At 60.6% G+C, this 13,503-nt stretch carries 9 protein-coding genes; all 9 read right to left on the bottom strand.

Annotation, left to right across the window (positions count from 1 at the left end):
* Positions 1 to 4: 4 nt before the first annotated feature.
* The 9 genes from DT23_RS10480 to DT23_RS10440 all read right to left on the bottom strand — a co-directional run bounded on the left by DT23_RS10480 (position 5) and on the right by DT23_RS10440 (position 13,502).
* Complete coding sequence (locus tag DT23_RS10480; protein WP_038131021.1) at positions 5 to 847, bottom strand: ATP-binding cassette domain-containing protein; 843 nt, start codon at positions 845 to 847, stop codon at positions 5 to 7.
* On the bottom strand, positions 844 to 1,677 hold the full coding sequence (locus DT23_RS10475) for an ABC transporter ATP-binding protein (protein ID WP_081847093.1): 834 nt from the start codon (positions 1,675 to 1,677) through the stop codon (positions 844 to 846). Before DT23_RS10475 ends, DT23_RS10480 begins: the two co-directional genes overlap by 4 nt.
* Before the next feature lie 4 nt (positions 1,678 to 1,681).
* Complete coding sequence (locus DT23_RS10470) at positions 1,682 to 2,572, bottom strand: ABC transporter permease subunit (RefSeq protein ID WP_038131146.1); 891 nt, start codon at positions 2,570 to 2,572, stop codon at positions 1,682 to 1,684.
* Between the two features lie 4 nt (positions 2,573 to 2,576).
* Entirely contained in the window at positions 2,577 to 3,584 is a 1,008-nt protein-coding gene (locus DT23_RS10465; protein WP_038131019.1) for an ABC transporter permease, read from the bottom strand.
* Between the two features lie 71 nt (positions 3,585 to 3,655).
* Positions 3,656 to 5,254 (bottom strand): ABC transporter substrate-binding protein, encoded by a 1,599-nt coding sequence (locus tag DT23_RS10460; RefSeq protein WP_038131018.1) that lies wholly within the window; start codon positions 5,252 to 5,254, stop codon positions 3,656 to 3,658.
* Between the two features lie 150 nt (positions 5,255 to 5,404).
* Complete coding sequence (locus tag DT23_RS10455; protein ID WP_038131016.1) at positions 5,405 to 6,283, bottom strand: transglutaminase family protein; 879 nt, start codon at positions 6,281 to 6,283, stop codon at positions 5,405 to 5,407.
* A gap of 4 nt (positions 6,284 to 6,287) precedes the next feature.
* Positions 6,288 to 8,705 (bottom strand): circularly permuted type 2 ATP-grasp protein, encoded by a 2,418-nt coding sequence (locus DT23_RS10450; protein WP_038131015.1) that lies wholly within the window; start codon positions 8,703 to 8,705, stop codon positions 6,288 to 6,290.
* Positions 8,706 to 8,727: 22 nt separating this feature from the next.
* Entirely contained in the window at positions 8,728 to 12,102 is a 3,375-nt protein-coding gene (locus DT23_RS10445) for a transglutaminase family protein (protein ID WP_038131013.1), read from the bottom strand.
* A 179-nt stretch (positions 12,103 to 12,281) separates the two neighbouring features.
* Positions 12,282 to 13,502, bottom strand: coding sequence for a cysteine desulfurase (locus tag DT23_RS10440; RefSeq protein ID WP_038131011.1), 1,221 nt, complete (start codon positions 13,500 to 13,502; stop codon positions 12,282 to 12,284).
* Position 13,503 lies beyond the last annotated feature (1 nt).

Genomic DNA, 13,503 nt, shown 5'->3' with positions numbered 1-13,503 from the left:
AGCCCTAAAGCGCAGCCTCGAACAGCGCCTTGCGGCGTTCCTGCCGGGCGCGGATTTTCTCGATATCGGCAATCGGTGTCGCGGCCAGCAGCGTGCGGGTGTATTCGTGCTGCGGATTGGCGAAAATTGCATCGCGCGGCGCGTGTTCCACGACCTCGCCATCCTTCATCACCATCACCTCATCAGCGAAATAGCGCACCACCGACAGATCGTGGCTGATAAAGGCGTAGGTTAGCTTAAACTCGTCCTGCAAGTCCTTGAGAAGGTTTAAAACCTGCGCCTGAATCGACAGATCCAGCGCCGAGACGGGTTCGTCCAGAATCAGCACTTTCGGGTTCAGCATCAAGGCGCGCGCAATCGCAATGCGCTGGCGCTGACCACCCGAAAACATGTGCGGATAGCGGTTGTAATGACTCCTCTCGAGCCCGACTTTTTCCAACATCGACTCAGCACGTTCGCGCCGCTCAGCGGCAGGCATGTTGGTGTTGATGATCAACGGCTCGGTCAGCACCTCGCCCACCTTTTGCCGCGGGTTGAGCGAGGAATACGGGTTTTGAAACACGATCTGCACTTTGGCGCGCAGCGCGGGCGTGACCTTTTGCTTGGTGATGTCGATGCGCTCGCCCTCGATCAGCAACTCGCCGGAATTGGCCGGATCAATCAACGTCAGGATCCGCGCGAGCGTAGATTTGCCACAGCCCGACTCACCGACAATCGCCAACGTTGTTCCCTGCTCCAGCGCGAACGAGATGCCATGCAGCGCCCGAATGATGCGATTGGGCCGCATGAACCCGCCCGAAGCCGTGTAGTCGCGCGTCACGTCGCGCACCTCTAGGATCACGCTCATACCATGCCCTCCCAACCATCGCTGACGGTCAGCAATCTGTCTCCGGTCGCGTTTTCGGGTAAGGCGGCCAGCAGCGCGCGCGTGTAGGGGTGTTTGGGGTTTTCAAACAGGCTCAACACATCGGCCTCTTCCATCTTTTTGCCCTGATATTGCACACTTACGCGGTCTGCCGTTTCGGCCACAACGCCCATGTCATGGGTGATCATGATCAGGCCCATGCCGTATTCTTCCTGCAAGCTCATCAGCAGATCAAGGATCTGTTTCTGGATCGTCACGTCAAGCGCGGTGGTGGGTTCATCTGCGATCAACAGCTTGGGTTTGCACGCAATTGCCATCGCGATCATCACGCGCTGACATTGCCCGCCAGATAGCTGATGGGGATAGGATTTCAGACGCCGCTCGGGTTCGGGAATGCCGACCTGTTCAAACAGCTCCAGCGCGCGCTGATGCGCCGCCGCGCCTTTCAGACCAAGATGGCGATGCAGCACTTCCTCAACCTGATAGCCGCAGGTGAAAGACGGGTTGAGCGAGGAAATTGGTTCCTGAAAGATCATCGAGATTTCGCGCCCGATGATCTTGCGCCGTTCACGGTCGGACATTTTCAGCATGTCACGTCCGTCATATTCCATCACATCGGCGGTGATCGTGGCGGGGTCGGGCAACAGCCCCATCACCGCCAGCATCGACACCGATTTGCCCGAGCCGGACTCGCCCACAATGGCGAGAACCTCGCGCTGGCTGACCTCAACATCAATGGAATCCACGGCGCGGAACGGTCCTGCGGCGGTGTCGAACTCAACGGTGAGATTGCGGATTTTCAGCAAGGACATGGGCTTAGCTCCGCTTCAATTTGGGATCGAGCGCATCACGCAAACCATCACCCATCAGGTTGATCGCCAGCACCGTGATCAGGATCGCAAGACCGGGGAACGTCACAACCCACCACGCGCGCAAAATGAACTCGCGCGCCTCTGATAGCATCGTACCCCATTCCGGTGTCGGGGGCTGCGCGCCCATGCCGAGAAACCCAAGGGCTGCGACGTCGAGGATCGCATTGGAAAAGCTCATCGTGCCTTGAACGATCAGCGGCGCCAGACAGTTGGGCAGCACGGTGATGAACATCAGCCGCATATTGCCCGCCCCTGCGACCTGCGCGGCCATGACGTAATCCTTGTTCTTCTCGCCCATCACCGCGGCGCGAGTGAGGCGCGCAAAATGGGGCTGATACACGACCGCAATCGCGATCATCGCATTGATCAAACCGGGGCCAAGAACCGCGACAAAGACCAGCGCCAGCAGCAGCGATGGGAAGGCCAGAATGACATCCATCACCCGCATGATCACGGTATCGACCCAGCCACCAAACCAGCCCGCCAGCAAGCCAAGGATCACCCCGACCGACAGCGCCAGAACGACGACGAAAAAGCCCACGAATAGCGAGTAGCGCGCACCGAACAGCAGCCGCGACAGGATATCGCGCCCTACTGCATCAGTGCCCAGCCAGAAATGGCCGTGCGCCGTGTCGGTCATCGGCTTGGCCAAAAGGGCGTCGCGAAATTGCACATCGGGGCCATGCGCGGCCAGGATCGGTGCGGCGATTGCGGCCAATAGGACCAGCACAAAGACCACCAGTGCTATGACAGCGCCGCGGTTTTCGCTGAAGTAAAACCAGAATTCGGCCAATTGGGCGCGACGGGTTCCCGGCGTGAGTGTTGTGTCAGCCATCATGTCACCTATGCCGGATACGAGGATTGATAAGACCGTAAAGCAGGTCCACGATCAGGTTCACGACCATCACGATCACCGCGATCATCAGCAACCCGCCCTGCACCGAGGGGTAGTCGCGCCGCGAGATTGAATCGACCATCCACTTGCCAATCCCCGGCCAGCTAAAGATCGTCTCGGTCAGGATTGCGCCCGCCATCAACATGCCCACTTGCAGACCAATCGTCGTGATCACCGGGATCATCGCATTGCGCAGCGCGTGAATACCGATCACGCGGCGTGGCGGCATGCCCTTGGCGCGCGCAGTGCGTACGTAATCCTCGCCCAGCACTTCCAGCATCGCCGAGCGCGTCTGGCGCGCAATCACCGCCAGCGGAATGGTCGCCAGCACGACGGCAGGCAGCACGAGATGGCTAAGCGCAGAGGTCAGCGCGCCCTTCTGCCCCGAGGCAATCGCATCCCAGATCATGAAATTTGTGCCATTGGGGAAGTAATACATCAGCGAAATGCGCCCCGAAACCGGGGTCCAGTGCAGCACGCCGGAAAACAGGATAATCAGCAGCAGGCCCCACCAGAAGATCGGCATCGAATAGCCCACCAGCGCCGTCGTCATCGACACCTGATCAAACCACGAGCCGCGCTTGATCGCCGCGATCACGCCGACCGGCACGCCAATCACGATTGCAATCAGCATCGCGGTGATCCCCAGCTCTAGCGTGGCCGGAAACAGCGTCAGGAATTCGTGCAACACGGGGCGGTGCGTGACCAGACTATCGCCCAGATCGCCATGCAAAACGCGCCAGACGAACTCGCCATATTGCACCCAGATCGGGCGGTCATAGCCAAGCTGATGGGTCAGTTCGGCGTAGCGTTCCGGGCTCAGCCCGCGCTCGCCCGCCATAAGAAGCACCGGATCACCGGGCAGCACCCGCACGAAGCCGAACGCGACAATGGTGATGCCGATCAAGGTCGGGATCAGCCAGAGAATCTTGCCGAAAATAAATCTGATCATGACAGCCTGCTAAATTATCAGGGCGCCCGGATCAACCGGGCGCCCCTAAAGGGTATCTCAGTGGCTCAGGATTACTCCGAGATGTCCACCCCATAGAAGTCATGACCACCCAGCGGGCTCATCACATAACCGCTGACTTTGTTCGACATCGGCATGAACACGGTCGAATGTGCGATCGTGTCCCACGGTGCCTGCTCTTTGAACACGACTTGCGCCTGCTCATACAGCTTGGTGCGTTCGGCCATATCCGAGGTTTGCTTGGCCTTGTTGATTAGGCCGTCGAAATCCTTGTCACACCAGAAGGAACGGTTTGCGCCGCTTTCGGCACCCGCACAGCTCAGCAACACGCCAAGGAAGTTGTCGGGATCGCCATTGTCGCCGGTCCAGCCCAAGATCACCGCGCCGTCATGGTTCGGGTCTTTGGATTTGCTAAGGTATTCGCCCCATTCATAGGACACGATGTTCACCTTGACGCCGACTTTGGCGAGGTCCGATTGCATCAGCTCGGCGGTGCGGCGTGCGTTGGGCATGTAAGGCCGCTGCACGGGCATTGCCCAGATGTTCATCTCAAGGTCTTTGACACCTGCATCGGCGAGCATTTTCTTAGCCGCTTCAGGATCATAGGCGTCGTCCTTGATGTCCTTGTTATAGGACCACATGGTCGGCGGAATCGGGTTTTTCGCAACCTGGCCCGCACCTTGGAACACCGCGTCGATGATCGCCTGCTTGTTGATCGACATATTGAGGGCCTTGCGGACCTCGGGCTTGTCGAACGGCGCTTGCGTGGTGTTATAGGCGAGGTAGGCCACGTTCAGACCGGGCTGTTCCTCGACCTTGAGGTTGGCATCGCCTTTCAGCGCCGCAATGTCAGCGGGGGCCGGATAGGGCATGATCTGGCACTCGCCCGCTTGCAGCTTTTGCACGCGTACAGCCGCATCAGGCGTGATCGCAAAGATCAGATCGTCAACCGGCGTCTTGCCTTTGAAATAGTCCGGATTCGCTTTGTAGCGGATCACGGCGTCTTTCTGATAGGCGACGAATTCGAACGGGCCGGTGCCGACAGGCACGTTGTTGATCTCGGCCTTCTTGTCTTCAGCTACCAGCTTGTCGGCATATTCCTTGGACATGATCGAGGCGAAATCCATCGCCATATTGGCAAGGAACGGCGCGTTCGGCTCGGTCAGGGTGAACTTGACGGTCATGTCATCGACTTTTTCAATCGACTTCACGATCTTGGGCATGTCCATCGCGTTGTAATATTCATACGAGATGCCGGGCGCGTATTGGAAATACGGGTTGTCGGGATTGCCCTGACGGTCAAACGAGAACACCACGTCATCGGCGTTGAAATCGCGCGTGGGCGTAAAGCCCTCGACTGAGTGGAATTTCACGCCCGGACGCAGGTGGAACGTGTAGGTCAGGCCGTCATCGGAAATGTCCCATGTCTCGGCAAGGCCCGGTTCAATCTCGGTGGTGCCGGGTTTGAACTCGACCAGTTGGTCATAGACAGGATGCGAGGATGCATCAAAGGTTGTGCCAGAGGTGTAGGGCGCGGGATCAAACCCCTCGGGCGACGCCTCGGAGCAATAAACCAGCGTTTTGGCCCCGGCCGCGCCTGCCGTCATCATGACAGCTGCGGAACATGCCAGAAGCATTGAACGGATTTTCATTATGAGTCCTTCCTGTTGGTTGTCTTGGGTTGTGCCGACTCGCCATCTTGTGCGGTCAAATCTCGACACGAACTGGTGAGAGAGTAAAACGCCATTTGATTGGTTGGTCAACAAATGCCGTCACGTCGCCTGTCACAAGGCCCCGAGGCCCTACTCCAACGCAAGCACATCCACCGCCTGCGCGCTTTGCTGCCCGCCCGCGCCGCGCATCGCCCCGCGCAACGGCGGCACATCATCGTAATCGCGCCCGTAACCGACAGTGATGTAATCCTCGCCCGCTGGCTGGTTGTTGGTGGGGTCGAACTCGACCCAGCCCATATCGACGCCCGCCCAAGCACGCACCCAGGCATGCATCGCGTCTGCGCCTTCAAGACGGGGCTGACCGGGGGGCGGATAGGTGCGCAAAAATCCCGACACATAGCCCGCAGGCACCCCGATCCCGCGCAGGCAGGAAATCATGATATGGGTGAAATCCTGACAGACACCGTGGCGATTGGAAAAGGCCTCGGCGGCGGGGGTATCCACATCGGTCGCCGCGGCGTCAAAGCGCATCTCGCCAAACAGCGCGCGCCCGATCGCGGTGATTACCTGATACGTTGTCATGCCCGGCTGCACCTGCGCGCGCGCGAAATCCGTCATCGCAGGGTCCGGCCCAGCCCGGCGCGACGCGCCCAGAAAATGATGCGGGTTGGCAGGGCCAAGATCGCGTTGCTGCGCGATCTCATCCGCCAAGCCCGTAAGCGGCCCTGACAGATCGAAACTGGCCGATGCCGCGTCGCGATCAATCTGCGCAGTCAGCATGACGCCGATTTCCGCCAAGGGGCGATGCCACGCCACCGAGGTCAGGACATTGCCAAAGAAATCGCGGCTGTCATGGCGCTCGGACGGGGGCGGATCAAACTGCAACAGCCGAGAGCGCACAAGCTGCACCCCGGAAATATCACAGGGCACCAAACGCAACAGATTGCGCGCATGATCCGAGGGCGCATCATAGGCATAGGTTAGCTTTAACTTCACCTCGTAACGCATTCATCTACCTCAGATATTGATCTGCAATCAGATTAGAGACCTGATACAACCGCCCGCGTAACTCTGACAGGTATTTGATCGTAATCTCGCTGGGTTCTGCCACGGACAAGTCCGTGCGCAGCGGCATAAGCGCACGCAAGATCGGTCCCGGCCTGCCATCGACCTGCGCCTTGGGAAGCTCATCAAGTATGGCCCTCAAGCCATTGATCATAAAGATGATTGCGCGCGGGTTATCGGCATCCAGAACCAGCAGATCCACCACCGTGTCGCGATTGGTGCGCACGCGGTAGCGGCGCTGATGGGTGATCACGCTATCGCCCACCTCCACAGCCAGATCGAGCGAGCCTTCGGGCGCATCCTCATCGGTGAACTGTATCAGCAAGGCCGCCATCGCATCCGCACGCTCCAGCGCCCGCCCGATCGACAGGAACCGCCAGCCCGCAAAGCGATACATGTTTTCATGCACGAGGCCGGTAAAGCCGGTGATCTTGCGCAACAACACCCCCATCGCGCGCGCGGTATCATCGCCCGCACGCGCGGTTTGCGTCATCTGGCGCGCGGTCTTGGCCAGATCTTTAAGCGCGAGCCAGCCATCAGTGGAAAAGCGGTCCCGGACTTTCGAGGCGCAAAACTGCGCCGCATCAAGGCGCGCAATCAGCGCCTCGGGGATCGGATCGGTGACATCAACGCCGCTCGATTTCAGGAACTCTGCCATGCGCTCAAGACGCGGATCATTGGCGCTGCCCGTTGCCGCAAGACGCAGATGATAGGCGCGGATCAGCCGGATCGCATCTTCGCAGCGCTCGATATAGCGCCCCAGCCAGAACAGATTATCCGCCGCGCGCGCGGGCAGGATGCCGGTCTTTTCACGGCGAAACTCGGCTCCGGGCGGGCTTGCCAGTGTGATTGGCGGCACCGGGCGGTCTGAGACGATCCAGACATCGGCCACCGCCCCGCCGCGCTGCATCGACAGCGCAGTCGTGTCACCCTCGGGGCCGATGCGCGCGTAACCGCCCTTCATGAAATGCCAGCCATCCGCAGTGCGCCCCGCAAAGACCCGCACCGTCATCGGACAGGGCTGCACCGCCCCCCCCTCAGGCGTGTCGCGCCATGCCGGAGTGGTCGATAGCGTCACCGCCTCTTGCCCCACGAGCTGCGCGCCCTCGCCTTCCAGCCATTGCGCAATCGAGTCCTGCGCGGGAGCGCGAAACTCGCCGCCAAGGGCTGTCGTTGCGTCCAGATCGAACGGCAGATCGACCGCCATCGCGGGACCGATCATCATACTGGCAGCGTTCTTGCGCACATGTTCGCGCTCGCTCGCGCTGCCACACCACCACGTCGCAATATTGCTCATCGCAAGGGGCTGGCCCGTCAGAACGCGCGAGATTTTGGGCAAGAACGCCATCAAAGCGCGGGTTTCCAGCACCCCCGCGCCAAGCGCATTGGCCATCGCCAAATTGCCCAGCCGCACAGCCTCCATCAGACCGGGCGTGCCGATGTGGCTTTCGGGGCGAAACTCCAGCGGATCGGCAAAGCCTGCATCCATGCGCCGCCACAGCGCACCCAGCGGCTTTGGCCCCTCGATCGTGCGCACCATCGCTTGGCCGTTCTCGACCAGCAGGTCCTCACCCTCCAGCAGCGGCAGGCCAAGATAGCGCGCGATATAGGTGTGCTCGTAATAGCTGTCATTGGCCGGGCCGGGCGTCAGGATCGCGGCCCGTCGCGTGCCCTCATGGCCTTGCGCGGCCAGATCTTCCAGCGCGGTGCGAAAATCTCCAAAAAACGCCGCCAGTTTGTGAATGTAATCGCGCGGGAAACTTTCGGGGAAAATCCGCCCCGTCGCCATGCGGTTTTCCAGCGCGAAACCCGACCCCGAGGGCGCCTGCGCGCGATCCCCCAGCACAAACCACGACCCGTCCGGCGAGCGCCCGATCTCGAACGCCAAGAAGTGCAGGTAATGCCCGCCGCGCGGAGGCACACCGACCATCGGGCGCAACCAATGTTGATTGCCCGCGATCAGTTCGGGCGGCAGATGCCCGTCTGAGACCAGTCGAGCGGGGCCATACAGATCAGCCATTACCGATTCCAGCAGATCGGCGCGCTGGGCCAGACCATCGCAAATCCGGTCCCACTCGGTTTCGTGCAAAATCACCGGAATATGGCTGAGCGGCCATTCGCGTTCGGTCAGCGGATCGTTGGAGTAGCGGCGATAATACACGCCTGCATCGCGCAGATATTGATCGCCGCGTTCAAACCGTTGCGCGATTTCCTCGGGCGACAGTTGCAGAAACGTCTCGACAAACGGCTGCCAGACCGGGCGCATCGCCCCCGATCTGTCAAACAGCTCATCGGAGACGCCCGGCGCAGGCCGGTAGCGCGCCAAAAGCGGGTGGCGGTCGATCTGGCGGTTGGCTTGCTCCATCGGGTCTCCGAGATTTACCCGATCAACTCAGCCCGATGGGGCGGCGCAGGTCAAGCGTATGGGGAAACTCCGGATGCGTTTGTTCGGGCGCGGGCCGGTAATCGCCGGGCGTGTAGCCATGGGGTTCAAAGCGCGCCAGTCGTCGTGCCTCGGCCTCGTTGTTATTGATCGGGAAGGTGTCATAGCTGCGCCCGCCGGGGTGGGCGACATGATAGACACAGCCCGCAATCGCCCTGCCCGTCCACTCGTCATAGATATCGAATGTCAGCGGCGCGTTGACCGGCAAGGTCGGGTGCAGCGCCTCGGCGGGTTGCCACGCCTTGTAGCGCACACCGCCCACCGATTTGCCCGACGTCGCCGTCTTGGCCAGAGGCACCGGACGCTGGTTGCACATGATCTTGTAGCGATCCTGATGCAGCGAGGTCATCGTGACCTGAAGCCGCTCGACCGAGCTGTCGGTATAGCGCACCGTGCCGCCAATCGCGCCGGTTTCGCCCAGCACATGCCACGGCTCCAACGCTTGGCGGATTTCCAGATGTACGCCTTCAGCCTCGATCTGGCCACAGAATGGAAAGCGGAACTCGGCCTGCGCCTCAAACCATTGCGGATCAAGGTCAAAGCCATGCTCGCGCAGGTCGCCCAGCAGATCAAGCAGGTCTTCCCACAGGAAATGCGGCAGCATGAAACGGTCATGCAGCACCGTTCCCCAACGCACTGGCTTACCCGAGATCGGCGCGTTCCAGCAGCGTGCGATGATGGCGCGCAGCAGCAATTGCTGGGCCAAAGACATGCGCGGATCTGGCGGCATCTCAAAGCCGCGAAACTCGACCAGACCCAAGCGCCCTGTTGGCCCGTCGGGCGAGAACAGCTTGTCGATGCAAATCTCGGCGCGGTGCGTGTTGCCCGTCACATCGGTGAGCATATTGCGCAACAACCGATCCACCAGCCACGCCGGCGGCACGGCACCCTCAGATGGCGCGTTGATCTGGCTCAGCGCGATTTCCAGCTCATACAACGTGTCATGGCGCGCCTCGTCGATGCGCGGGGCCTGAGACGTCGGGCCGATAAACAGCCCCGAGAATAGATAGCTCAGGCTGGGGTGGCGCTGCCATGTCAGAATCAGCGATTTCAGCAAATCGGGCCGACGCAGGAACGGGCTGTCAAGCAGGGTCTCCCCGCCAACGACCACATGGTTGCCCCCGCCGGTGCCGGTGTGACGCCCGTCGATCATGAATTTATCCGCGCCCAGACGCGACTGGCGGGCCTCTTCATAGATCGCCTCGGTGGTGGCGACACATTCTTCCCAGCTATGGGCGGGGTGAATGTTGACCTCAATCACACCCGGATCAGGGGCGACGCGGATCACGTTCAGGCGCGGGTCCGAGGGCGGAGCATAGCCCTCGATATGGATCGGCAGCCCCATCTCCTTGGCGCTTTCCTCGGCAGCGGCGATCAGTTCAAGGTAATCCTCAAGATCCTCGGTTGGGGGCATGAACACACACAGCCGACCATCGCGGGGTTCGACCGAAATAGCTGTGCGCACGACGCCATCAATCGCGCCCAATTCCTGCTCGACAATCTGTTGTGCCGCGTCCGACGATTGTGCCTCGGACACAGGTTGGGTGCGCTCTTTACTGACCTCAGCCACCAAACCGTCGGCCACCGCACGTTCCACCTGCTCGTGGAAATCGGGCAGCTCGTCTTTGGGCAGCGAGGTGTCGGTGACGTAGTGATAGGGGTATTGGCTGGGCGGCACATGGGGCAACGCGCCCAAGGGCAGACGAAAGCCCGCCGGGCTATCGCCGGGCACCAAATACAGTTTGCCGCGCCGCGTTTTCCACTTTTCCGAGCGCCAGCGATGCCCCGGCATTGCCTTGGATTGCCAGCGCTGGATCGGCAAAACGAAACCCGTCGGCTTGTCCAGGCCGCGTTCAAACACCCGCGCGAAACGGGCGCGATCCTCGGGGTTTTTCAGCTTGCTGTCTTCGGGGGTGACATTTTCCGGCAGGTTGCCCTCTTTGAGCATCCATTCGGCGGGGTCCTCGAATGCGGGCTGGGCGTTTTCCGGCTCCAGCCCCAAGCGCTGCGCAATACCGCGCATCAAGGTGCCCGCCTGTTCCGGCCCTGCGCCAGTGTCATCGCCCTCATAGGCGATCAGCGATTCATCGCGCCAGACCGGTTTGCCATCGCGGCGCCAATACAACGAAAACGTCCAGCGCGGCAGGCTTTCGCCGGGATACCATTTGCCCTGCCCGTAATGCAGAAAACCGCCCGGCGCGAAACGGTCGCGCAGCTTGCGGATCAGCGTATCGGCGAGTTCGCGTTTTTGCGGGCCAACAGCAGCGGTGTTCCACTCGTCGCTTTCGAAATCGTCGATGGAAACAAAGGTCGGCTCGCCGCCCATCGTCAGGCGCACATCGCCTTGCGCGAGACTTTCATCGACCTTGCGCCCGAGTGCGTTGAGCCGCGCCCAGGAGTCATCAGAAAACGGCTTGGTGATGCGGGGATGCTCGGCCACGCGGGTGACCGACATGTCGAAATCGAAACTCACCTCGGGGGTGCCATTGGCAGCATAGCCGCCCGAGATTGGCGCAGCATTGCGATAATGCGGCGTTGCGGCCAGCGGAATATGGGATTCGCCCGTCAGCAGCCCCGAGGTCGGGTCCAGCCCGATCCAGCCGGCACCGGGCAAGAATACCTCACACCACGCGTGCAGATCGGTGAAGTCGTGATCGGTCCCCGAAGGGCCATCAAGCGCCTCAAGATCGGGTTTAAGCTGAATGAGATAGCCCGAGACAAACCGCGCCGCAAAGCCCAGATGACGCAGGGTTTGCACCAGCAACCACGAGCTATCACGACAAGACCCCATCTTGCTGGCCAGCGTCTCGTCCGGCGTCTGCACGCCCGCCTCCATCCGGATCGTATAGCCCACGACCTGCGAAATCCGCGCATTCAGCGCGATCAGGAAATCAACCGTGCGGTTTTCCTGAAAATCAATCGCGCCCACGAATTGCGCCAGCAGCGGGCCTTCGGGTTCGGGGGTGCGATAGATCGACAGATCATCGCGCAGCTCTTCGGGATACTCGAACGGCCAATGCTCGGCCGATTCCTCGACAAAGAAATCAAACGGATTGTAGACTGTCATATCGGCCGTCAGATCGACCTCGATCTTGAACTCGCGCACAGGTTCGGGAAAGACAAAACGCGCCAGCCAGTTGCCGTAGGGATCTTGCTGATGGTTCACGAAATGCCCGCCGGGCGAGACCTTGAGCGAATGCGAGATAACGCGCGTGCGCGAATGGGGCGCAGGCCGCAGACGGATCAGCTGGGGGCCTAAGGTGACAGGCCGGTCATAGGTGTAATGGGTCAGATGGTGAATGCTGGCATGAATCGCCATAATCGATGCGCCCCGTTCGTTGTTCCCCCCTAAGACTAGGTGTGCCCGGGCCGCTTCACACCCGCAAAATGCACAAAGCGCGCAGAAAAAGCCCAAGGCGCGGGCGATTGATCAAAAAATATGCACCTGGATCACAGGTTTAGGGCCAGATACCGCACGCTCATTTTATAGGTGTCGGGCTATCCAAGCAGATCGTGGCATAGGTCCAGCGCCGAGATCAGCGCGTCGACCTCATCGCGGGTGTTATACATCCCAAACGAGGCGCGCGCGGTGGCCGACACGCCAAGCCAATCCATCAGCGGCCCCGCGCAGTGCTGGCCTGCGCGCACGGCGACGCCGCGCTTGTCGAGGATCGTTGAAATATCATGGGGATGGGCAGGACCGCCCAGCGTGAATGAGAAGATCGCGCCTTTATCAGGGGCCGTGCCTTGCAGGCTCAGCCAGTTCAGCCCCGCCAGCTTGGTTTGGGCGTAATCGCGCAAGTCGCGTTCATGCGCGGCGATATTCTCCATCCCGACGCCCATCATATACTCCAGCGCCACACCCATCCCGATTTGCTGCACGATGCCGGGGGTTCCGGCCTCGAATTTCATCGGCGGGGTGTTGTAGGTGACGCTGTCGCGCGTGACGGTGTCGATCATGTCACCACCACCCATAAATGGGCGCATCTGGGCCATGCGCTCAGAGCGGATATGGATCGCGCCAGATCCCGACGGACCATAAAGCTTATGCCCGGTGATAACGTAGAAATCCGCGCCAATCGCATCCACATCCACCGGCCCGTGCACCGCTGCTTGCGAGCCGTCCACAAGCGTCGCAATGCCCTTTTCGCGCGCGCCCTTGGCGATTGTCGCCACATCAACTTTGGTGCCTAACACATTGGACATATGAGAAATTGCGATCAGCTTGGTGCGATCCGTGACGGCATCAAGCACCTTTTGCGCAGGCAGCGAGCCGTCCGCCTCCGGCTCCACCCATTTCAGCACCACGCCCTGACGTTCGCGCAAGAAATGCCACGGCACGATATTCGCATGATGCTCCATCACGGACAGCACGATCTCGTCACCGGCTTGCAGATTGGGCGCGCCCCAGCCGTAGGAGACCAGATTGATCCCCTCGGTCGCGCCGGTGGTAAAGACGATCTCGTCCTCGTTCTTCACCCCCAAAAAGCGCGCCACGATCGCGCGGGTGCTTTCGTATTTCTCGGTCGAGATATTGGACAGCGTATGCAGCCCGCGATGCACATTGGCATAATCGTTGAGGTAAAGATCGCTCATCGCGTCAATCACCACGCGCGGCTTTTGCGCAGACGCCCCGTTATCAAGGTAAACCAAAGGCTTGCCATCGATCTCGCGGCTCAGGATCGGGAAATCGGCGCGGATTTTTGCGATATCATACATC

The sequence above is a fragment of the Thioclava indica genome (assembly GCF_000714545.1).
GTDB classification, from domain to species: domain Bacteria; phylum Pseudomonadota; class Alphaproteobacteria; order Rhodobacterales; family Rhodobacteraceae; genus Thioclava; species Thioclava indica.
This window is presented reverse-complemented; position numbering and strand designations above follow the sequence as displayed.